The sequence below is a fragment of the Dehalococcoidia bacterium genome (genome assembly GCA_028711995.1).
In the GTDB taxonomy this organism is placed as follows: Bacteria; Chloroflexota; Dehalococcoidia; order SZUA-161; family SpSt-899; genus JAQTRE01.
The window spans coordinates 1-20,536 of sequence record JAQTRE010000048.1 but is presented as its reverse complement, the minus strand read 5'-3'; the positions used below and the strand labels follow the sequence as shown (position 1 = coordinate 20,536).

Sequence of the window (20,536 nt, the reverse complement as noted above, 5' to 3'; positions counted from 1 at the left end):
GATGCCGTTCTCCAGTAAGGCCGGTGAATTCACTCCTTTTGTGGATGCTCTTTTCACTGCCACCTCTGCTGTGTGTGTAACTGGCTTGAATACCATACCAGATACCGCTGCACACTTTAGCCCCTTTGGGCAACTCGTCATCTTGATCCTCATCCAGATTGGCGGCTTTGGTTTCATGACCAGTGCTACCATCTTGCTGATTGCACTGGGCAGGAGGATCGGTTTGCGCCAGCGGCTGATTATTGCCGAATCGTTGGGAGGTGTCAGGGCTGGAGGAATTGTTCGGCTGGTCAAAATGTATGGGTTGATCACGCTGCTGATAGAGGGAACCGGGGCAGCGCTTTTTTTCATTCGGTTTTCTGAGGAAAGTCCTTTCTGGACGGCTCTCTGGCACTCCATATTCCAATCGGTTTCCTCATTCAACAACGCCGGATTTGCTGTTGTGGGAGGCTCTCAGAGCCTGATCCCTTATCAAAAAGACGCGCTGGTTCTCTTGGTTACCGCGGGCCTTGTTATCCTTGGCGGAATCAGTTTCATGGTGATAGCCGACTTTGGCAAGACCTGGAAATTCAGCCGACTCCCCCTTGACAGCAAGATTGTGATCGTGGCTACCCTTGCCCTCGTGGGGCTGGGAACCATTGTGATACTGATTACCGAGTATTCCGGAGCTGCAACGCTGGGCCCTCTTAGCTTTGGTGATAAGCTCCTGGTTTCTTTCTTTCAATCTGTCACACCGCGAACGGCAGGATTCCAGGCTATCGATATGGGGATGGCAGCCGAATATACTCTCTTCTTTACCGTTATTCTGATGTTTATCGGCGGGGCTTCGGGATCAACTGCCGGCGGTATAAAGGTCAACACGTTTGGGATGCTCACTGCTACGATGTGGAGTTCCCTTACCGGAAAAGAAAATGCGGGAGCTTTCGGTCGGGAATTCCAGGTTCAAAACGTATACCGGGCGCTGGCGCTGGCGATGCTCTCTCTGGCTTTGGTTTGCGTGGTGGTGCTGATCCTCACCATCGTTGAGGACTTTCGCTTTCTGACGCTTCTTGTTGAGACAGTCTCTGCCTTTGGCACAGTGGGGCTCTCTACCGGCATCACCCCCGCGCTGTCAGGAGCTGGAAAGGTCATTATCATCCTCACCATGTTTATCGGTAGACTTGGGCCCATCACCCTGGCGCTCACCCTGGTGCAAAGGGAGAAACCCAGCACCCATCGTTATCCTCATGATACGGTAAGGATCGGATAGGAGGTCATATGAAAAGGCAAGTGGTCGTGATTGGTCTGGGACGATTCGGTTCCTACCTGGCTGAAGTTCTTTTTAACATGGGACATGAAGTATTAGCCCTGGACAAAGAGGAAAGGCACGTCCAGGCTGTGTCCTCTCACATCACCCATGCGATTCAGGCAGATACCACCGATGAAGTTATACTCAGGAAACTGGGAGTAGGCAATTTCAAGATAGGGATTGTGGCCATTGGATCGGATATCCAGAGCAATATCTTATCCACCCTCTTGCTCAAGAAGCTCGGGATCCGCCACGTGATCGCCCGAGCTGAAAACGAACTTCATGGCTCTATCCTGGAGAAAATTGGCGCAGACAGGGTCATCTATATCGAGCGAGAGAAGGCGGCTAGAGTGGCTCACGAGATCATCCTTCCCGATGTTGTGGACTACATGCCCGTTTCTCCCGGATACGGGATCGCCAGGCTGGGTGAGGCCCTGCATTTCGCCAACAAGTCTTTGGGAGATCTGGGGTTGGGCCGTAAAGGTCGGCGGGGGATAGCGGTTCTCCTCATCAAGAGGGGAAAAGAGGTGATCATTGCTCCGGATTCGTCAGAAGTGATCAAAGCTAACGATGTTCTCATTATTTCCGGCGAAGACGACGCCATGGAAGCGTTGCTGACTGAGGTCAAATCATTAGAGTCCAGAAGTTAAAGCGGGGCTATATTTATCAAGAGCCGCTGGCCGGCATCGAGAGATTTCTTTTATCGGCCTTTCAGATAGGCATCCATCGCGGATGAGGCGCGCTTGCCTGCGCCCATTGCACTGATGACTGTTGCTGCCCCGGAGACGATATCGCCTCCTGCATAGACGCCAGGGACAGAGGTCTGCATCGTTCCCTCATCTACCACAATCGTTCCCCGCTTACTGATCTTGAGTTCAGGCATGCTCTGAGGGATGAGGGGGTTGGGCTCATTGCCAACGGCGATGACCACAGCATCGAGGTCGATAATAAACTCGGAACCCTTCATCGGGATGGGACGGCGACGTCCGGAATCATCCGGCTCTCCCAGTTCCATTTTGACACATTCCATGCCCACCACTCGATGGTTCTTGTCCCCGACGATGCGGGTGGGATTGTTGAGCAACATTAGCTGCACGCCTTCTTGTTCGGCATGGTGAATTTCCTCACCCCGAGCCGGCATCTGCTCCCGAGCGCGGCGGTAGACGATAATTGATTCCGACCCCAGGCGCAACGCTGTCCTCGCCGAATCCATGGCCACATTTCCGCCGCCAACCACAGCAATCCGCTGACGCCGGATGGGTGGGGTATCATACTGAGGGAACAGATATGCCTTCATCAAATTGGAACGGGTGAGGTACTCGTTGGCCGAATAGACGCCGACCAGGTTTTCTCCGGGAATTCCCAGGAATGACGGCAGGCCAGCCCCTGTGCCGATGAACACGGCAGCGTAACCGTCTTCCCCCATCAGTTCGGGTATGGTTCGGTTGCGGCCCACCACGAAATCCTTAACGAATTCAACGCCGAGCTGCTTGAGGTAGTCCGTTTCTGCCCGCACGATTTCCTTGGGCAAACGAAACTCCGGTATCCCGTAAACCAGCACTCCACCCAGTTCCTGCAGAGCCTCGAATACCGTCACGGCGTGTCCCAGCTTGATCAGATCGCCGGCAACCGTAAGTCCGGCGGGACCTGAGCCTATCACTGCCACTTTCTTGCCGGTCTTGGGAGCCATGGGAGGAAGTTTGATGTTGCCGCTGCGTCGTTCATAATCGGCGATAAAACGTTCCAGCCTTCCAATGGCCACCGATTCGCCTTTGATACCCAGAACGCACCCTTTCTCGCACTGCTCTTCCTGGGGGCAAACTCGACCGCATACTGCCGGAAGGGCATTCTGCTCTTTGACCTTCCAGGCCGCTTCCAGAAATCTGCCTTCCTTGATGAGGCCGATAAAGCTGGGGATATTGATGTTGACCGGACAGCCCTCTGCACAACGGGGTTTTTTGCACTGGAGGCAACGGCTGGCCTCCAACTGGGCCAGTTCTTCCGTATAGCCGAAGGGGACTTCGTCGAAATTACGCCGCCGATCTTCCGGGGCCTGCTCCGGCATGGGTTGTCTGGGAATGGCATTTTTGGCCATCGATTACTCTATTCCTCGATATGAATTCGCTGATATTGCTGGGGTTACCTTGAAAATCTTATACACACTGGCAGCGATGACCGGAAGGGTGAGGCACGACCGGTGCAGTATGCCCGACCACGTCGATCTCCTCATTGCGATAGGCCACACGCCGATCCCTTAGTTCTTCCCAATCCACCTGGTGTCCATCAAAGAAAGGCCCATCCACGCAGGCAAACCGGGTAGCTCCGCCCACCGTTACGCGGCAGGCTCCGCACATGCCGGTGCCGTCCAGCATAATAGGATTGAGTGCCACCATCGTTTTGACTCCGAATGGCTGCGTTTCTTTGGACGTGATCATCATCATGAACGGACATCCCACAGCCACCACCAGATCGACACTTTCCTGATCTTTGAGCCTCTGGATGATGGCATCAACCGCATGGCCGCGGATGCCCAGGGAGCCATCCGTTGTTGTCTGGACCAATTGATCGCAGACGCCCGAAAGCTTGTCTGCATAATAGTGGCTGTAGTGGCTGCGAGCTTCCACTACTCCGATAACCCGGTTGCCCGCCTGCTTCAGACTCCTGGCCATAAGCAGGATCGCCCCGATTCCATAGCATCCGCCTGCCAGCATAACTGTGCCGTAAGGTTTGATTTCCAGAGGAATTCCCAATGGACCTGCCACGTGCGCGAGTCTATCCCCAGTCTGGGTGAGAGCAAGTTTGCGACTGGATTGTCCCACCTCCAAAACCACCAGAGTGATCGTTCCCTTTTGCTCATCCCAGTCGCAGAGGGTGAAGGGCACGCGCTCGGAAGTTTCATCGGTCATCACGATAACAAACTGGCCGGGCAGCGCCTTTTTGGCGATGTGTGGCGCTTCAATCACGATCTCATGCACATTCGGCGCAATCTCGCTCTTTTGCAGGATGACAAAACCCTCCCCGCGCCGGGCGACAGCCGCAACAGGTACGGCTGCCACATCACTCTGTACTGCGAGAGGTAGTTCCCTCAAAGCAGAAACCTTTGCATCGATTCGGTGCCCCCGGAAATGAGTACGCCTCTGCCTCAGATCCAGCGATGGAACGGGTGCCTCAGTTCTGTCGCTGAATAATCGAGCCTCAGGTATTCCCATCTCCTGGGTAACAGGCTCAACTGACGGATAATCAAAACCAGCTGCATCCATTTTCTGGGCCAGCCGGGCGATGATTTGCCATTCCGGCAGAGTCTGTCCTGCTGGAGTGCAGGCTCGGCGCAGAGGACGCGGCACGCCAGTGCCATCGTGGGTTGTGCCATCAACTTCCGCAAAGACTGCAACGGGCAGGACGATATCGGCCCGGTCGCTCAAAGCACTGGGGAAGATATCCTGAACAATCAGAAGATCGACCCCCTTTAGTTCTGCCGGATCAATAAAGCTGCCCATGAGCATTGCCGCCTTCACGCCATCTGGCAGAGTGGACAAGGAGGAGACACCAAGTTCATCCGGTGCAATCTCAATATAGTGAGGCGACTTCATCACGTCGCGGGTAAATTTCCGGAAAAGATATCGATCTTCCAGGAGGCTGGTTTGATCGCATATGAGGGCAAAACCGGGGCCGACGAATTCCTTGAGCTTCTCTGCCGCCGTGTTCAGGGCCTGTTCCCACATCACTTCACGCAGTATCTTCCCCACCCTCACGTAAGGCACGCGCAAGCGGTCAGGAGCGTTCAAGAATTCAGGCAGGGCAAATCGTCCCAAAACGCAAATCGGGAAATCCCCGTAGAGGGCTTCAGCAGTGACCAGTTTCCCCTGGCTTTCCCCAAGTTTCAGGGCGCAGGCAGCCCCGCAGAACATGCAGGTTGAATCGGTAGATGAATCCGGCTTGCCGTACCATTTGGCGTATCGATCTGCCATGGCTCCGGTGGGACAAACATCCACACATGCGCCACAGAACTGACATCCGGCATCCACCAGAGATCTGCCGAATGCCTGGCCGATAACCGTCTTGCTGCCCCGCTTGACGAAATCAATCACCCCCCAGCCATGATGATGTTTGCAGATGCGCACACAACGGCCGCAGAGGATGCAAAGGTTCAGGTCACGGTCGATACAGGGGTTGGACCGATCCAGGGGCAAATGGCGGTACTGCGGAGGGACAGGTAAATCCGAAAGGCCAATCTCCTTCGAGAGGGCCCGTACTTCACAGACATCTTTGTTATTGCAAGTATGACATCCGGTGGTTCTCCCCGCCTTTTCCGCCTCGGGGCGGTACTGCTCGCACATCTCGCGCCTCTGGCATGTCAGGCAGGCACTGGGATGTTCCAGCATCATCAGCGTCAGAATATCGCGGCGAAGGTTCTGGAGCGCCTGAGTGTTCGTGTGAACTACCATGCCATCGGTGGCCGGGGTAGTGCAGGAAGTTGGATAACCCCGCATGCCTTCGATTTCGACGATACACATTCGGCAGGCGCCATAAGGCTCCAGATGCGGATGTGCACACAGGTGGGGGATTTCTATTCCGTGCTCCAGAGCGCACTCCAGCACGGTTTTCCCCTTCTCACCGATTACCTGTTTTCCGTCTATCGTCAGCTTCAAGGTGTATGGCCTCCCATCAGGCAGCTTCACTTTTTCTTCTTCAGTGGCTCTTCGTATCGGGTCAATCCGCCGCTACGGCGATAGACAGCGGCAGCCGCTTGTGGACACTTACTGAAACATACCCCGCAATGAATGCACAACTGCTGATCGATCAGGTGAGCCTTTTTCTTCTCGCCGCTGATGGCGCTCACCGGACAGGATTTGGCGCAGGCTTCACAACCGATACATCGCTCAGCATCAACGTGATAGCTGATCAGTTTACTGCATACAAAAGCGGAACACTGGCCCAGTTCAATGTGCTCTTCATACTCTTTTCGAAAATATCGTAGCGTGGTCAAAACAGGATTGGGGGCAGTCTGTCCCAGTGCACAGAGCGAACCATCTTTGATCGTCCGGGCTAGTCTTTCCAGTCGATCCAGATCGGCCATCTCGCCTTTTCCGTCTCGAATCCGTTCCAGAATATTCAACATGGCGCTGGTCCCCACCCGGCAGGGAACACACTTGCCGCAGGATTCTTCCTTAGTGAACGACAAAAAGTAGCGGGCAATATCGACCATACAGCTATCCTCATCCAGCACGATCATGCCGCCGGAACCCATGATGGTTCCGGCTTTGGTGAGCGATTCGTAATCCACCGATAGATCCATCATCGATGCCGGGACACACCCGCCTGAAGGCCCACCGGTCTGCACCGCTTTGATCGGCTTTCCGCTAACGGTGCCCCCGCCGATATCGTACATGATGTCCTTGAGGGTGATGCCGAGTGGTACCTCGATGAGGCCTGTCCGCTTGATCTTGCCCGCCAGAGCGAAGGTCTTGGTTCCTTTACTGGCCCCGCATCCGTACTGGGCATACCAATCGGCCCCTCGACGCAAAATCAGGGGGAGATTGCCCAGCGATTCCACATTCTGGATAATGGTCGGCTTGCCCCACAGCCCGCTGACCGCCGGGAATGGCGGCCTGGGACGAGGCATGCCTCGTCGACCCTCAATGGAGGCCATCAGGGCGGTTTCCTCACCGCAGACAAACGCGCCTGCCCCTTTTTTGATGGTGAGATAAAATGAAAAGTCAGACCCCTGGATATTTTCTCCCAGGAGGCCCATCTCATACATTTGTTCGATTGCCTTTTGAAGACGTTGGATGGCCAGGGGATATTCAGCCCTGCAATAGATATATCCATGCGAGGCCCCGATGGTATAACCGGCGATCAGCATCCCCTCCAGAACGGCGTGCGGATCGCCTTCGATCAGCGAGCGATTCATGAACGCCCCGGGGTCTCCCTCATCGGCATTGCAGATCAGGTATTTCGGATGGCCGGGCGCCTCTCGACAGAAATGCCACTTCTGCCAGGTGGGAAAACCGGCTCCTCCTCGCCCGCGAAGTCCTGAAGTCTTGACCTCTTTCAGGACGCCCTCCGGCTCCAGATCCAATGCCCGAAGGAATCCGCGGTAGCCATCGCGAGCCAGATAGTGAAAGATGTTTTCCGGGTCGATCAGTCCGCAGTTGGCAAGGACGTTCTTCACCTGACGGCGCAGCATCGGATGTTCCTTGAAATCTCCTATGCCGTCCAGACTGCCCGGCGTCATTTTCCCCAGGGCTAACCGGGCGCAGGGATCATCGCCGAGGACGTGTTTCTCCAGTATCTGGATGGCCTCGTCGGCACCCACATTGCCATAACACACCCTGGGAGCACCCGGCTTGTGAACGATGACAGTCGGTTCAAAGGAACAGAGCCCGATGCACCCCACCTCCATCACCAGCGCCTCGATGCCGCGGTCCTTTATCTCTCGGCGAAGGGCCTCCAATACTGAGGAAGCACCCGCAGCATGGCCGCATGTTGCCGCTCCGACAAAGAAAACGGGGACCTCGCTTTTCTCCAGTTGTTTCCACTCGGCTTGCGCTTGTGGATATAGCTCTGATAATGGTCTCATATGGTTCTATCGACTCTCTATTTGTGGTATTGCGAGATTATGGATGGGACTTTCTTGGCGGTAAGCTGGGCATGAACTTTGCCATCCACCGCCACCACCGGCGCCAGTGCACAGCACCCAAAACAGGCTACCCTTTCCAGACTGAATTTGCCGTCTCCGGTGGTTTCCCCCGACTTCACCTTCAGCTCCCTCTCCATGGCATCCATGATCTGTTCTCCTCCCCTCACATGGCAGGCGGTGCCCAGACAAACATGGATGGTGTGCTCACCGGGGGGCTGGAAACGAAACTGGTTATAGAAGGTGGCAACCCCATAGATTTCGTTGATGGATAGTTTGAGGGAACAGCTGATCTGGTCCAGCGCCTCTTCGGAGAGATACCCCAGACTTTCCTGGATATCCTGAAGGATCGGGATCAGACTGCTGCGCTCAGCAGAGTGAGACGCCAGAATTTCCTGTATCTCTTGCATCATTTACGTTTCCATCTTCTTCATCGCAGTTGAGGTAGGCAAATGGCTGCCGTTTTGCTAGCCCGCAAGCGATTTTAAGGATGCTAAGAAAACATAATACTTGAATTGGTCAGGAAAAACAACCCGATGTTGGACCTTCCGATAAATTTCTGGGAGCAGTCTATACTCGCTTTCTGCCGATGAAGATGGTGTTTCGCGGTCCACATTTGGGGCCCATTTCACCGACACAAATTTCGTCTGTCCAGAAACCTGCGCTTCGCATGCGCCGCGTGAAAGCCCGGCTGGGGGCGGCCGACCATATGGCCAGAATACCTCTGGATCTCAGCGCATCTCGGGCGGTCTCCAGTCCTGCCAGAGCGTACAGCCAGTTATTGGCATGGCGCGATAGCCCTTGCGGACCATTATCCACGTCGAGGAGAATGGCATCGTAGGCCATCTGTTCTTCTTTTAGAATCTGGGCAACGTCTATTTCTCGAACGGTGGTTCTAACGTCGTTAAGCGGGTGTCCTGCAAGATGTCCCAGTGGCCCCCTGTTCCATTGGACCACCGCCGGCACCAGCTCGGCAACCACCGCTTCTCCTCCGGGGCCTATTTGCTTGAGGGTCTCCGCAAGGGTGTAGCCCATACCCAGTCCACCAACCAGAATCCGCGCGTTTTGAGGGTTGGGGAGTTTGGTACAGACCGTCTGCGCCAATGCATCGGCCGAGCCGTGAACGCGGCTGTTCATCAGTTCGTGTCCGTCCACAGTGATGGAATACTCCTCTCCGCGCTTGGAGAGGCGAAGCAAGCCGCCGTTTCCGGGAACCTCTACGGTTTCAATATGTTCCCACGGAATCATATCTTCCCCTTATGGGGCTCTAATAATCGGTCAAAACTTGAAATGTACAAAAATCCTCCCAAAATTCTTATCGTCCTTTTCGAGACGGTGATACATCTTTTTTGTTTCGGGCTGGTTTAGAAATCGCAGCACGCGTTTCTTGAGTTGGCCGCTGCCTTTGCCGGGGATGATCTCCAGAGGGGTGATCTTTTTATCCACAGCCTCTTGCATGGCTCGATTGAGTTCGGCATCAATCTGATATCCCTTGTTGTATATGTCGTGCAGGTCCAGTTTGAGTTTTGCCATGACGGTCATTCCCTTGAATAGGAGCGCATTTTCCAGAAAGATTGCGGAGACTCAGCTGTTGGTCCTCGCTGGTGTGGAGCGTCCCCGAGCCTTAATTTCTAACAATGATTTTGAGCTTTGGCTCCTCCACAATCTTGCCGATCACGGATGCCCCAGCGTGACCCGTTGCTCGAAGCTTGCTCAGTAAGATTTTTGATCTCCCGGCAGGCAAGGCAATCAGCAATCCGCCGGAGGTCTGCGGATCGAAGAGGACGTCCGAGGCCCATTCGACCACATCCGGGGCAAATTCCACCATCGAGGTGCGGAAGTCCCGATTGCGATAAGTGCCCCCGGGAACAAGGCCCATTCGCGCAAACTCGACCGCCCCAGAGAATACAGGAACGGAGGCCGCATTGATCTCCATTCCCACTCCGCTGCTTTGCATCATTTCACAGGCATGGCCCAGGAGACCGAATCCGGTGATATCCGTGCAGGCGTGAACCCCCACCTCCTGCATCGCTTCGGAGGCCTGGCGATTAAGCCTGGACATCTCATCGATGACAGCATCCACCGCATCTTTCCCGGCCATCCCTGCCTTGACGGCCGTGTTGATGATCCCCGTTCCCAAAGGCTTGGTGAGGATCAAAACATCCCCGGGCAGCGCACCGGCATTGGTGATGATCTCTCCGGGATCAATAACCCCGGTCACCGAAAGACCATACTTGAGCTCCGAGTCCTCCACACTATGCCCGCCCACAAGTGCCACTTTTGCTTCACGGAGCTTGTCCATCCCACCCCTCAATATCTCGCGCAATACAGAGATGTCCAATGTTCCGAGAGGAAAACACACCAGGTTCATGGCGGTTAACGGTCTGCCGCCCATAGCGTAAACATCGCTCAGGGCATTGGCAGCAGCGATCCGCCCGAAATCGTAAGGGTCGTCCACAATGGGCGTGAAGAAATCGACGGTCTGTACAATCGCCAGATCGTCTCTCAGCTTGTACACACCGGCATCGCTCCAGCTTTCCAGCCCGATGAGGAGGTTCGGGTCGGAAGGGATTTCCAGGCCGCACAGAGCCTTTTCAAGGTCACCCGGACCCAGTTTGGAGGCTCAGCCCGCTCCCCTGACGGTTTCGGTTAGGCGAAGATTCTGCTTTTCCATGTGACATCATTATACACTAACAGAAACATCATAGAAGCACCCTCCAGCGCCTGAGCGATGACGCCCGTCAGTGACGTGCGCTGGCCTTCTTGACAATGCAGTTATTGGCCCGTAATCTGTGGTCGAGGGACAGTTGAGTACATCACCAGAGGTAGAGATCATCCAGCAGAGTCTTCTTGGGTGGTATGAAGCAAACCATCGGGACCTTCCCTGGCGTCGAACCGAAGACCCTTATGCCATCTGGGTTTCCGAGGTGATGCTGCAGCAGACCCAGGTTCAGACTGTCATTCCTTACTATCGCCGGTTTCTGGAGCGATTCCCATCGCTGCAAAGTCTGGCCAATGCAGAACTCGGTGATGTCCTGAAAATCTGGGAAGGGCTGGGATACTATGCCCGGGCACGCAACTTTCATCTGGCAGCACGAAAGGTGATGGCCGAACATCGGGGGAGCATTCCCCATGATGCCAAGTCCTTCCGCCAGTTGCCCGGCGTGGGTGAATATATTGCCGCTGCCGTTGGGAGCATCGCCTTTGATCGTCCTGAAGCGGTGGTAGACGGCAATGTCAAGCGCGTACTGGCTCGGCTTCTTCAGATCGATGCCCCTGTCAATGCATCTGCTTCCCACAAAACCTTTCGACAAGCTGCCGACGAACTCCTTGATCATCAGAACCCCGGTGATTTCAATCAGGCGATGATGGAATTGGGTGCCGTGATCTGCACGCCCAGAAATCCTGATTGCGCCTGTTGCCCCATCAATGTCCAATGCCAATCGTATCAACGCCAAACAGAGAACGCCTATCCCAAGAGAATCCCGTCAAAACCCACCCCGGAGGTCCATAGCGCAGTGGGTGTGGTTATCCGAAACGATCGCATACTGATTACTCGTCGAAAATCGGAGGGGCTTCTTGGGGGCCTGTGGGAATTTCCGGGTGGCAAGATCAATGCCACTGAATCTGCCCAAGCGGCCTGCGTTCGAGAGATCAAAGAGGAGACCAACCTCGACGTGGAAATCTGTTCTCATCTGACGCAGGTGAGGCACGCTTACACGCATTTCCGTGTCATCATGGAAGTCTTTGTATGTACCTGCATTGCCGGAGATGTCAAACTGAACGGGCCGGTAGATTACCGCTGGATCACCCTCGCTGAGATCGAACGCTACCCCTTCCCCAGGGCCAATCATAAGTTCATCCCCTTGCTCCGCGACCTTCTCCCGTAGAGTGACCCTCCCTTCGCATGACCCTTCTCCCGTGCAAATGGCCAACCTGCTTGCATACAAACCCCACTATGGATTGGGGGTTTACCTGAATATGACATGTGTGTAGGCCCAGTGTACGTGATTCCCAAAATCTACTAAACTCAAATATGTTCTACTAAGATTACTCTAGTACTAACTCCAAGTGTCGGCCATGAGCCTATCAAGACCTGTGATAGCGGGATTTGCGAGCATGATTGGGAAACTGACGGAGGAAGCTGGATGAGCATCCGAACCAAAATACTGACTTTGATTCTGGCAGCGGTTTTGCTGACTGGGGTGAGCGGCACGCTCATCGGCAGGACTGTAGCTGCAAACGGGTTGGAGGATGAGGCAAAATCCAATCTGGAAGGCATTGCCCAGGCCAGAACTCATGCCATCCAGAACATGCTCTCCTATCAAATGCAAAGTATCGAACTGCTGGTAACACAGTACGAATCTTACGACAGTATGGTTAACTCCGGCGCTTTCGGGGGAGCGATAAAAGCAGATGACTATACCGCCATGGGCGCAATCCTGCAAACCATGACCTCTTCCAACAAGTACATCTGGCAAATTCTATTTCTGGACAGGGACGGGACGGTTGTCTCCTCATCGTTCAAGGATACCAATTCCAGTGCCCCAGTTCTGAAAGATGCCAGCTCGATCGATTGGAGCACGGCGGATTACAGCCAGATCGATTGGAACGCCATAGACCTATCCACAGTGGACTGGTCTCGGGTTGACTGGAGCAAGATCGATTTCAGCAAGGTTGATCTGAGCAAGCTCGATTTCACGAAGATAGATTTGGGCAAGATCGACATGAGCAAGATCGACATGAGTGTAATTGATCTGGACGAACTCAACTGGAGCACAATAGACGTGGGTAGACTTAAATTTCAACAGAGTGATTTAAGCCAAACCGATGTCTATATCAAGGGGAAGGAAGGGCCCTATATCGGCAATCTTCTGACATACGACAACAGCACCAGTTTTATTTTGGTGGTAGCAGCCCCGTTTTACTCCGGTGGTCAACTGAAAGGCGTGATGGCCTACCTGGGTGGAGAAGACGAATTGAAGGCGATCTCCGCGGATACGAGCGGGCTGGGAGACACCGGTGAAATGTACCTTGTGGACGAGAATGGTTACATGCTGACCCCTTCAAGATTTAGTGAGGACGCAGTGTTGCAGCAACAAGTAACCTTGCCGGAAAACATGGCGCAGGGCGGGGTTGATGCGAACGTGGAATGCACAAGCTGGAAAAACTATACCGGCTCAAAGGTATTTGGCGTCTACCAGCGATTGCCGGACACCGGCTGGACCGTTGTAGTGGAAAAAAGCAAGAGTGAAGTGTTCGCTCCAGTTTCGGACCTGACCCGAAACATGATCTGGTCGCTGCTGGTATTGGTCTGTTGCTGGGCAGTGCTCGCTATGCTTCTCTCAAAGCGGCTCTCCATGCCTATCGTAAGATTAAAGCTCGGCGCCGAGCGGATCATGCAGGGAGACTGGGGCTATGATGTCTCAACCTCGAGAAAAGATGAGGTAGGAGATCTTTCTCGGTCGTTCAGTGCCATGAGCGCCAACCTGAAAAAGTCTCATGACGAGCTGAAGGAATACAGTTCCGGTCTGGAAGCGAAGGTTAAGGAGCGAACGGCAGAACTATCCACAGCCAATCAGGAACTGAGCCGGGAGATATCCGAACGCAAGCAGGCGGAAATGGCGCTGGAAGAAGCTCGCAATGATCTGGAAATAAGGGTTTATGAGAGGACTCAGGAATTGCAGGAGGCCATCGATCTATTCCGAAAGGAAGTAGAGGAGCGTACTCTGGCGGAGCAGGAGAAAGAGAAGCTGAACCAACGCCTTCAGGGAAAGAACAAGGAACTGGAGCAGATCGTATATGTAAGTTCTCATGATCTGAGATCGCCGCTGGTCAATATTCAAGGGTTCAGTAAAGAAATGGACATTTGTGTGGAGGAACTGGTTACGCTCCTGAAAAACGAGGATATTCCTGCCCAGACTCGAGAGAAACTTGCCCCGATCGTGCAAACCGATATTCCCGATTGCCTCTCCTATATTCGGGCCAGTGTTGTCAAAATGGATTCTCTGCTCTCCGGATTGCTTCGCCTTTCCCGGTTGGGACGAGCGGCGCTAAACATAGAGGATGCGGATATGAATCAGGTGATGTCCGATATCAAGAAGACCTTTGAATACAGACTTGAACAATTCGGCGCACGCATGGAGATCGAGGACTTACCCCCCTGTAGAGGGGACACTACACTTCTCAATCAGGTATTTTCCAACCTCATCGATAACGCCATCAAATATAAAGACCCCGGCAGGCCCTGCCTGGTAAAGATCACAGGCAATGAGATGGATGGCTCAGCCACTTATATAGTCGAGGATAACGGCATCGGGATCCCCGAATCGCAACAGCCGAAGGTGTTTGAGCTTTTCCATCGGCTCAATCCATCCGGCGGAATCAGCGGCGAGGGCTTGGGGTTGACAATCATCGCTAAGGTTCTGGATCGGCTCGGAGGGAATGTCAGGCTCCAATCAGAGGTCGGTTCGGGCAGCCGCTTCATCATTACCCTGCCAGGGGTAAATCATAAAGAGAAGGTGAGCGCGAAATGAACAACAAAGAAGTTACCATACTCATTACCGAGGACGACGAAGGACACGCCCGGCTGATCCAGAAAAACCTCAGACGTTCCGGAATCACCAACGAGTTCATCCACCTGAAGGACGGACAGGAAGCTCTGGATTTCCTCTTCGGGAACGGAGACGGAATTTCAAAGCTGAGAAGAGACTCCAGCTATCTCATGCTGCTGGATATCCGGATGCCGAAGGTCGATGGCGTCCAGGTGTTGGAGCGAATGAAGGCAGATGAGCATCTGAAGCGGATCCCCGTAATTATGCTCACCACCACAGATGACCCCAGGGAAATCGAACACTGTCATGTCCTGGGATGCAACAGCTACGTAGTCAAGCCCGTCGAATATGAAGGGTTTGTCAATGCCGTTCACCAGCTTGGCCTTTTCCTTTCGGTTGTGGAGGTGCCAAGAATCAATGGAAACTGTTCCAGCAACTGATTATAGTGCCGAACAAAGCGTCAGGATTCTCATCGTTGAGGACAACGAGGCCACATCTCGCCTGATTGATAAAACTCTGGTTCGGGCGGGGTTTCGGGCGGTCCACGCGTCAACAGGCGCTCAGACGATTGAGTTCATTTCACACTTTCCTGATACGCTTGTGTTGCTGGACTATCGCTTGCCCGATATGACGGCAAAAGAGATCATTTGTCGGCTTGGCGACAACCAATCCGTGGCTCCGTTCATTGTGATGACCGGTGAAGGCGATGAGAGAATCGCCGTGGAAATGATGAAGCTGGGAGCGCGGGACTATCTGATCAAAGACGCCGATTTTCTGGAGTTCTTGCCTCAGGTGGTGAAACGCGTAACCAAACAACTCGGCACGGAGGCGGAGCTAAAGCAGACTCGTGCCAGGTTAAAGGACAGCGAGCGAGCGTTAATTTCTCTGCTGAGCAATCTGCCCGGAATGGCCTACAGGGGCCACATGGACAGTCGCAGAACCATGAGCTTTGTTAGCGAAGGAAGTATCGACTTGATTGGCCTTAAACCCTCCGATCTGGAAGGAGATCAGTCGCTTTCATACCTGGAACTCATCCACAGAGACGATCGAGCTCACGTTCTGGAAGAAATCCGCTTGGCGGTGACGAAGAAACGCCCTTATCGCATCACGTATCGTTTGCATTGTGCCGGCGACGATGAAAAATGGGTTCTGGAAAAAGGGGCAGGCGTTTTTTCGCCAGATGGGGAACTGCAGTCCGTGGAAGGATTTATTACGGATATCACTGACCGGAAGAAGGCGGAGGAGGAGGTAAAGCAAAAAAACGAAGAACTTCTAGCAACCCAGGGTGAGCTGAAAGACGTTAACACCCATCTGGAGAGGAAAGTACAAGAGAGGACGTTTGAGATCGAGCGGCTGCTCAATGAGAAGGATCGTTTCATTTCCCAGATGGCTCATGACTTAAGGAGTCCGTTAACACCTCTGGTGGCTCTGGTGCCGATGCTCGAGAAGGACCTTCAGGATTCCGAATCCAGAGAACTGGTGGATGTGATAAACCGCAATGTACAGTACATGAAAAATCTGGTGGAAAAGACTGTGAGGCTTGCAACGGTTAACTCATCCGCTGTTGAACTGAACCTTCGAAAGGTGAACGTTTCCAAGCTTCTCGCCGATGTCATCCGACGGAAATGGCATAGTTTTCTGCAAAGCAAAATTACCGTTGAAAACCGGGTTCAGCAGGAAATCAGTGTACCTGCTGATGAGTTGCTGCTTATGGAGGTGCTGGACAACCTGATCAGCAATGCCATCAAGTTTATGCCCCCTGAGGGTGGCAGGTTAACTCTCGATGCTCAGTTGGATGACACATACGTTACTCTATCCGTCACAGATACCGGAATAGGCCTTACGGAAAATCAGGCGAGCCGGGTTTTCGATGAATTCTACAAAGTCGATGAGTCGCGTCATGAACTTGGTTCGGCCGGTTTGGGCCTGGCAATCTGCCGGCGCATCGTGAAAAGACACGGAGGGAAAATATGGGCCAGAAGCGCGGGATTGGGTAAAGGTACCACATTCTTTATCCGTCTCCCGGTTCGTATTCAGCAAGATGCGGAGTTTATTCAAAGCCTGGACCAGATATTGAAGTCAGAAAAGCGAAATCAAAAAAGCAACAGCAAACATAGAGGTGAATGAAATGGGCAAAAGGGTAATGATTGTAGATGATGAGCCAAGCATTCGGTTTACAGTGCAGGTGATTCTTCGCCGAGCGGGTTTCGAGGTTCTTCCTGTGGAATGCGGGGAAAAATGCATCGAGGAATTGGAGAGAGGTTTTAAGGGTGTGATCCTCATGGATGTGATGATGCCCGGTATGAACGGGTGGGATACGGTCAAAGAGATTAACAGGCGAGGGTTGGACGAGGGGAATATCATATCGATATTGACGGCTAGACAATCTCCCGATGTCGATTCCGAGGAATTGACAGAAATTTTGCTGCACTACCTCGCAAAACCTTTTGAACCCCAAGATCTGATCGCGACTGTCCAGGAATACTGTGAGTGTATCGAGAGAGCGCAGGAATTAAAGAGCAGTCAAGTGCTGGATGTTAGCGAAGCCTTGATTAAGTCCTGACCAACCCCAAAATTAGCGGCAGGGACCCGCCCTCACATGGCCAACCACCGACCCCTTAGGCCTGATTGGTCTGCACCAGTTATTGGCCTCATTGAAAAGTGACAGCTTTTATCCCTTTTTAGATACTTGCTGCCAGGGACACACCAAAACCAAACATATTTTCGGCCTTACGCCTTATTGCTAAATTATCGGAAGTGTTGTAGACTAGGTACCAGAGCAGCCCGATAGGGCCCTCGTCACCTTAAAAATATATCGAGGGATTGCTGGAAAAGCCCGTTTTGAATGTTTCTCAGCAATCCCGATAAAGAGCAGAGCTGTTGCGAATTATCGCGATAAGCAAGCTCGAGATCTCCGAGAAAGGCAAACCAGGCGAAATCCTGGGACGCAAAACCACGGGCCTGAAGTTCCCTCCGGGACAAGGTGGCCGGGTTGCCGAAGAGCGTCGAATAAAGTGTCTATCTGATGGCGCTGGTAAAAGGGATGTCTTTCTTGGCATCCCTTTTTTTGTGGGGTTTAAGACCTAGTTGGTTTACATGAAAGGGTTATAGGTGTCGAGAAGCAGGAACGCGGAGGCACTTGGAACTGCGAAATATTTTAGGAGGACAAGAGTGAAACAAAATCAACAGAACCTGGAGCGCGCCACCGACTTTATCAAGAAGCTGAGCCCTCGCCAAAAGGAGCTCGTGGACTTGATGGCGTTGGGGTATCGGAACGACAAGATAGCTCAGGAGATGGGGCTGAAACTCAAGACGGTCAAGAATACCATTCGGCCCATTTTCAAAAAGCTGAAACCTTCAGTTGACGAGGACCCCAGAGCCGCTGCTGTGATGCTCTGGTACGTGTATTACCAGCATTGAGGCTAATCGGCCGGTTAGAACGAGGCTGTAAACTCGCGAAGCAGAGAGAGCGGGTGCTAAGGAATATCTGATCACGTCTCGATAGCATTCTTCTTCCCCCAAATGGGGGAAGAAGAATGCGCGGCTTTTGTATTCTGCGACAAAAGATCATCGGGATTGACCAGATAGATGGTGCGCCGCGAGTCTGCGAATCTAACGCCGGAGGCTAACCGAGCGTATATCAAACACTCTCGGGGTGTGGCGTATACTTGATGGCGAACTCGATATAGGTTCCAGTTATCCTATAGCCTTAAGGAGAGCTGCTGCCATTCTATCCGGGGGGCTTATGAGGATCGAGTAGCCAGTTTTTGATGGCCTTTGTATATGTATGGAAAGCATCTCCTTCGCGAAGAAACAGGCGTGGCACAACCAGTTCACATTCCAAAAGTCGCAATAGGCCATTCTCTTCGATACCATCGACTCTCGCGTACAGCATTCTGCCATATCTCCGGCTGAGTTTTGCGTATATGTTTTCCGCCCATTCTACCTGGTTGCCACTTACGTCCCGATACTCGTTGGCTCCGCCAAACATTTCATGAGCCAGCCATCCGCCCTGATCGGCTACAGTTTTCTGAACGGCATGACTGAATGTGTCATTGATAAACACAAAGGATGTTTCCCCGCCTCTGAGTACCTCGGGTATGAATTTTTGCACGCAGACATCCTGGCTTCTCAACAACTGCTGAAAGAGGAGTTCATGTTCCGGAAATTGATTTTCAGCGATGTTCTCTGCCGGACCGTGAAGAGCATCCTCTGCCTTGCCCAGCACGATTTCCTCGCCGTGTTTTGAAACACGGAAGGTATTCCAGCACCGGGAAGATATGGCGGGCTTGACGACAACCTCCGCCCATCCATTTTCCGCCATCACTCTTTCCAGAGTCATGGCATCGCCACTTTTGAGCCAGCACGTCGGGATGATGTCGATTCCATCCTGTTCCAACTGACGAAGATATTTCCCTTTATCCAAACCTGCCCGAACAACTTCCAGCGGGTTGACCAATGGAATGGCCTTCCCTGCGATGTCAAGGAGTTTGTGATGCAGCGCCTCGATTTTGGTTAGAAAAGCAGGATCAAGATGGTACCCTCTACACTCCCGGATATTCACCATGTCAAATTCTGACCAGTCAACCATTTCCAGATGATCGAGATGGATCAGGTGGCTCTCGATTCCCTGTGATGCCAGAGAATTGGCGACTTCTTCATACTCGCTATGGGTTTCTCCGAGATAGACAAAAGCTACTTTTTGCTTGTAACGTCTAGTCCTTGACAATATCTCACATCCTGAAGAGAGTCTTGACGATGGGGGCTTTTCCAACCCGTTGACACGAGGAAACATGAAAGGGTCGTTACGCTTAGGTTACAGGGAAACCCTTTAAGAAATTCCCCACATATTCCATTTCACTGTCGCTGCCCAGAAATCTGCGGGGCAACATGATAAAAGTATTGGGCGCGATATAGAGCAGAATCATCCGATCCGATATCATATAGCGATGCAACCCGGTGAGAGTAGCTTCCCCTGCGGAAGTCGTGGATATGATCTTGCCACTATCGAAGACGAACCTGACCTGACTATGGAGTTGACCCTGTTGAGCAAATGCTCGCCTCGTCAGAGTTGGTAATATTGTGTATGGAAAGCCCAGCAGGACGACCAGGATGGCGATGAAAAACCAACTGAGGATATTATCCGGGCTGCTGATGACTACAAAAATCGCTACCACAAACAGCAGGAAAAGCGCGCCTCGCGTTATCTTAGTGGTACGTGAGGAACGGTAGTTGAGGCGATTGGCGAAAAGATAGTCGTCATACGTGTATTGGCCTTCATATTCATGCATTTCTATGAACCTGCCCTCCTGTCGGCTGATTCCATGCTACTGCAACCTGACGGAGGAGTCAACGAAGGCTAAATAGGGCAGATGTCCTGAATTTCTAGCCTCGACTTTTGAAGGATAGCCTCAATCTTGGGCTGATCTGAGCGCTCAAATCGGACGCAGATGCCGCAATCTGAGCTCAGCTGGCGCGGCACCGGGATCAACTTCATTGGAATTCCTTCCGCTTGAAGCAGTTTTTCTGCGCGCAGTGCGGCACTGGTGGAATGAAGCAGCACTACGCCGTAGCGCCCTTCCTGTTTTGACTTAGAGCTCAATGATCTTCCCCGCGCCCAGGAGTGCCGAGGCTATATCATACATGTTGGAAATTCGGCCCACTGCGACTTTATCCTTGATCTCATAATAGCCCAGGCAAGTACCGCAGGCAAGGATTTCGATGCCTTTTTCCGAAAGGGCGCACAGATCGTCGAGAACCTGAGAGCCCTCGACTACCAGCTTGGCGCCACTGTTCAGGCAGATGATCCGGTCAGGAAGGGTAGAAGTCTCATTCAGCGTGTGAAGGAAGCTGCGCATCAGTAACTGGCCCAATTCATCGCTGCCTCGTCCGAACGTGTCTGAGCCAATCAGCAGAACAGTCGGGCCGGAGACTAGTGTCATGTCATGCTTGTATTGACGCTAAAATAGCGGTATAGTAATCTTCAGAAAGGAGGTTGCTATGCCCCTATTGAAATACAAGGTCAGATTGACGGACGAGGAGCGCAATGAACTCAAA

The 20,536-nt window shown here is 52.9% G+C and carries 19 protein-coding genes and 1 riboswitch; of the genes, 8 read left to right on the top strand and 11 right to left on the bottom strand.

All coding sequences use genetic code 11. The annotated features are described in order from the left end of the window. Together PHV74_08275 and PHV74_08270 are read left to right on the top strand one after the other, a co-directional pair. The coding region (locus PHV74_08275) for a TrkH family potassium uptake protein (GenBank protein MDD5094357.1) at positions 1 to 1,249 on the top strand (1,249 nt) is incomplete at its 5' end. Between the two features lie 8 nt (positions 1,250 to 1,257). Beyond that, entirely contained in the window at positions 1,258 to 1,938 is a 681-nt protein-coding gene (locus PHV74_08270; GenBank protein ID MDD5094356.1) for a TrkA family potassium uptake protein, read from the top strand. 50 nt (positions 1,939 to 1,988) lie between these two features. On the opposite strand, the gene gltA is transcribed toward PHV74_08270, so the two are convergent. The 7 genes from gltA to selD form a co-directional block, all read right to left on the bottom strand. After that, a complete protein-coding gene (gene gltA, locus PHV74_08265) occupies positions 1,989 to 3,383 on the bottom strand; it encodes an NADPH-dependent glutamate synthase (protein ID MDD5094355.1) in 1,395 nt (464 codons plus the stop codon). Between the two features lie 58 nt (positions 3,384 to 3,441). Then, on the bottom strand, positions 3,442 to 5,937 hold the full coding sequence (locus PHV74_08260) for a sulfide/dihydroorotate dehydrogenase-like FAD/NAD-binding protein (GenBank protein ID MDD5094354.1): 2,496 nt from the start codon (positions 5,935 to 5,937) through the stop codon (positions 3,442 to 3,444). A 26-nt stretch (positions 5,938 to 5,963) separates the two neighbouring features. Beyond that, complete coding sequence (nuoF, locus tag PHV74_08255; protein MDD5094353.1) at positions 5,964 to 7,868, bottom strand: NADH-quinone oxidoreductase subunit NuoF; 1,905 nt, start codon at positions 7,866 to 7,868, stop codon at positions 5,964 to 5,966. 17 nt (positions 7,869 to 7,885) lie between these two features. Beyond that, positions 7,886 to 8,338, bottom strand: a complete 453-nt coding sequence (gene nuoE / locus PHV74_08250; protein MDD5094352.1) for an NADH-quinone oxidoreductase subunit NuoE — start codon at positions 8,336 to 8,338, stop codon at positions 7,886 to 7,888. A 157-nt stretch (positions 8,339 to 8,495) separates the two neighbouring features. After that, the gene (locus PHV74_08245) at positions 8,496 to 9,173 is read right to left on the bottom strand and encodes a hypothetical protein (GenBank protein ID MDD5094351.1); all 678 of its coding nucleotides are present in this window, start codon (positions 9,171 to 9,173) and stop codon (positions 8,496 to 8,498) included. A gap of 30 nt (positions 9,174 to 9,203) precedes the next feature. Continuing rightward, positions 9,204 to 9,458, bottom strand: a complete 255-nt coding sequence (locus PHV74_08240; GenBank protein MDD5094350.1) for a Smr/MutS family protein — start codon at positions 9,456 to 9,458, stop codon at positions 9,204 to 9,206. A 91-nt stretch (positions 9,459 to 9,549) separates the two neighbouring features. After that, positions 9,550 to 10,599, bottom strand: a complete 1,050-nt coding sequence (gene selD, locus PHV74_08235; protein MDD5094349.1) for a selenide, water dikinase SelD — start codon at positions 10,597 to 10,599, stop codon at positions 9,550 to 9,552. A 133-nt stretch (positions 10,600 to 10,732) separates the two neighbouring features. Here selD and mutY point away from each other — a divergent pair, with 133 nt between their 5' ends. The 6 genes from mutY to PHV74_08205 all read left to right on the top strand — a co-directional run bounded on the left by mutY (position 10,733) and on the right by PHV74_08205 (position 17,899). Next, a complete protein-coding gene (mutY, locus tag PHV74_08230) occupies positions 10,733 to 11,815 on the top strand; it encodes an A/G-specific adenine glycosylase (GenBank protein MDD5094348.1) in 1,083 nt (360 codons plus the stop codon). A gap of 258 nt (positions 11,816 to 12,073) precedes the next feature. After that, complete coding sequence (locus PHV74_08225; GenBank protein MDD5094347.1) at positions 12,074 to 14,461, top strand: ATP-binding protein; 2,388 nt, start codon at positions 12,074 to 12,076, stop codon at positions 14,459 to 14,461. Next, positions 14,458 to 14,919, top strand: coding sequence for a response regulator (locus PHV74_08220; GenBank protein MDD5094346.1), 462 nt, complete (start codon positions 14,458 to 14,460; stop codon positions 14,917 to 14,919). Before PHV74_08225 ends, PHV74_08220 begins: the two co-directional genes overlap by 4 nt. Continuing rightward, the gene (locus tag PHV74_08215) at positions 14,897 to 16,606 is read left to right on the top strand and encodes an ATP-binding protein (GenBank protein MDD5094345.1); all 1,710 of its coding nucleotides are present in this window, start codon (positions 14,897 to 14,899) and stop codon (positions 16,604 to 16,606) included. Before PHV74_08220 ends, PHV74_08215 begins: the two co-directional genes overlap by 23 nt. A gap of 1 nt (position 16,607) precedes the next feature. After that, a complete protein-coding gene (locus PHV74_08210) occupies positions 16,608 to 17,042 on the top strand; it encodes a response regulator (GenBank protein ID MDD5094344.1) in 435 nt (144 codons plus the stop codon). 349 nt (positions 17,043 to 17,391) lie between these two features. Beyond that, a riboswitch (cyclic di-GMP riboswitch) is annotated at positions 17,392 to 17,479 on the top strand. 171 nt (positions 17,480 to 17,650) lie between these two features. Further along, positions 17,651 to 17,899, top strand: coding sequence for a LuxR C-terminal-related transcriptional regulator (locus PHV74_08205; protein ID MDD5094343.1), 249 nt, complete (start codon positions 17,651 to 17,653; stop codon positions 17,897 to 17,899). Between the two features lie 310 nt (positions 17,900 to 18,209). Here the strand turns inward: PHV74_08205 and PHV74_08200 are convergent, their stop codons facing one another. The 4 genes from PHV74_08200 to yedF all read right to left on the bottom strand — a co-directional run bounded on the left by PHV74_08200 (position 18,210) and on the right by yedF (position 20,421). After that, positions 18,210 to 19,208: a hypothetical protein gene (locus PHV74_08200; GenBank protein MDD5094342.1), complete on the bottom strand. Its 999-nt coding sequence runs from the start codon at positions 19,206 to 19,208 to the stop codon at positions 18,210 to 18,212. Between the two features lie 82 nt (positions 19,209 to 19,290). After that, entirely contained in the window at positions 19,291 to 19,770 is a 480-nt protein-coding gene (locus PHV74_08195; GenBank protein MDD5094341.1) for a hypothetical protein, read from the bottom strand. 68 nt (positions 19,771 to 19,838) lie between these two features. Further along, positions 19,839 to 20,081: a DUF3343 domain-containing protein gene (locus PHV74_08190; protein ID MDD5094340.1), complete on the bottom strand. Its 243-nt coding sequence runs from the start codon at positions 20,079 to 20,081 to the stop codon at positions 19,839 to 19,841. Next, entirely contained in the window at positions 20,071 to 20,421 is a 351-nt protein-coding gene (yedF, locus tag PHV74_08185; GenBank protein ID MDD5094339.1) for a sulfurtransferase-like selenium metabolism protein YedF, read from the bottom strand. Before yedF ends, PHV74_08190 begins: the two co-directional genes overlap by 11 nt. Positions 20,422 to 20,536 lie beyond the last annotated feature (115 nt).

Bases quoted from the DNA above. Each gene is read 5' to 3' on its own strand.
- PHV74_08270 (MDD5094356.1), top strand. From the start codon at position 1,258: ATGAAAAGGCAAGTGGTCGTGATTGGTCTGGGACGATTCGGTTCCTAC.
- gltA (MDD5094355.1), bottom strand. From the start codon at position 3,383: ATGGCCAAAAATGCCATTCCCAGACAACCCATGCCGGAGCAGGCCCCG.
- nuoF (MDD5094353.1), bottom strand. From the start codon at position 7,868: ATGAGACCATTATCAGAGCTATATCCACAAGCGCAAGCCGAGTGGAAA.
- nuoE (MDD5094352.1), bottom strand. From the start codon at position 8,338: ATGATGCAAGAGATACAGGAAATTCTGGCGTCTCACTCTGCTGAGCGC.
- PHV74_08245 (MDD5094351.1), bottom strand. From the start codon at position 9,173: ATGATTCCGTGGGAACATATTGAAACCGTAGAGGTTCCCGGAAACGGC.
- PHV74_08240 (MDD5094350.1), bottom strand. From the start codon at position 9,458: ATGGCAAAACTCAAACTGGACCTGCACGACATATACAACAAGGGATAT.
- PHV74_08225 (MDD5094347.1), top strand. From the start codon at position 12,074: ATGAGCATCCGAACCAAAATACTGACTTTGATTCTGGCAGCGGTTTTG.
- PHV74_08220 (MDD5094346.1), top strand. From the start codon at position 14,458: ATGAACAACAAAGAAGTTACCATACTCATTACCGAGGACGACGAAGGA.
- PHV74_08215 (MDD5094345.1), top strand. From the start codon at position 14,897: ATGGAAACTGTTCCAGCAACTGATTATAGTGCCGAACAAAGCGTCAGG.
- PHV74_08210 (MDD5094344.1), top strand. From the start codon at position 16,608: ATGGGCAAAAGGGTAATGATTGTAGATGATGAGCCAAGCATTCGGTTT.
- PHV74_08195 (MDD5094341.1), bottom strand. From the start codon at position 19,770: ATGCATGAATATGAAGGCCAATACACGTATGACGACTATCTTTTCGCC.
- yedF (MDD5094339.1), bottom strand. From the start codon at position 20,421: ATGACACTAGTCTCCGGCCCGACTGTTCTGCTGATTGGCTCAGACACG.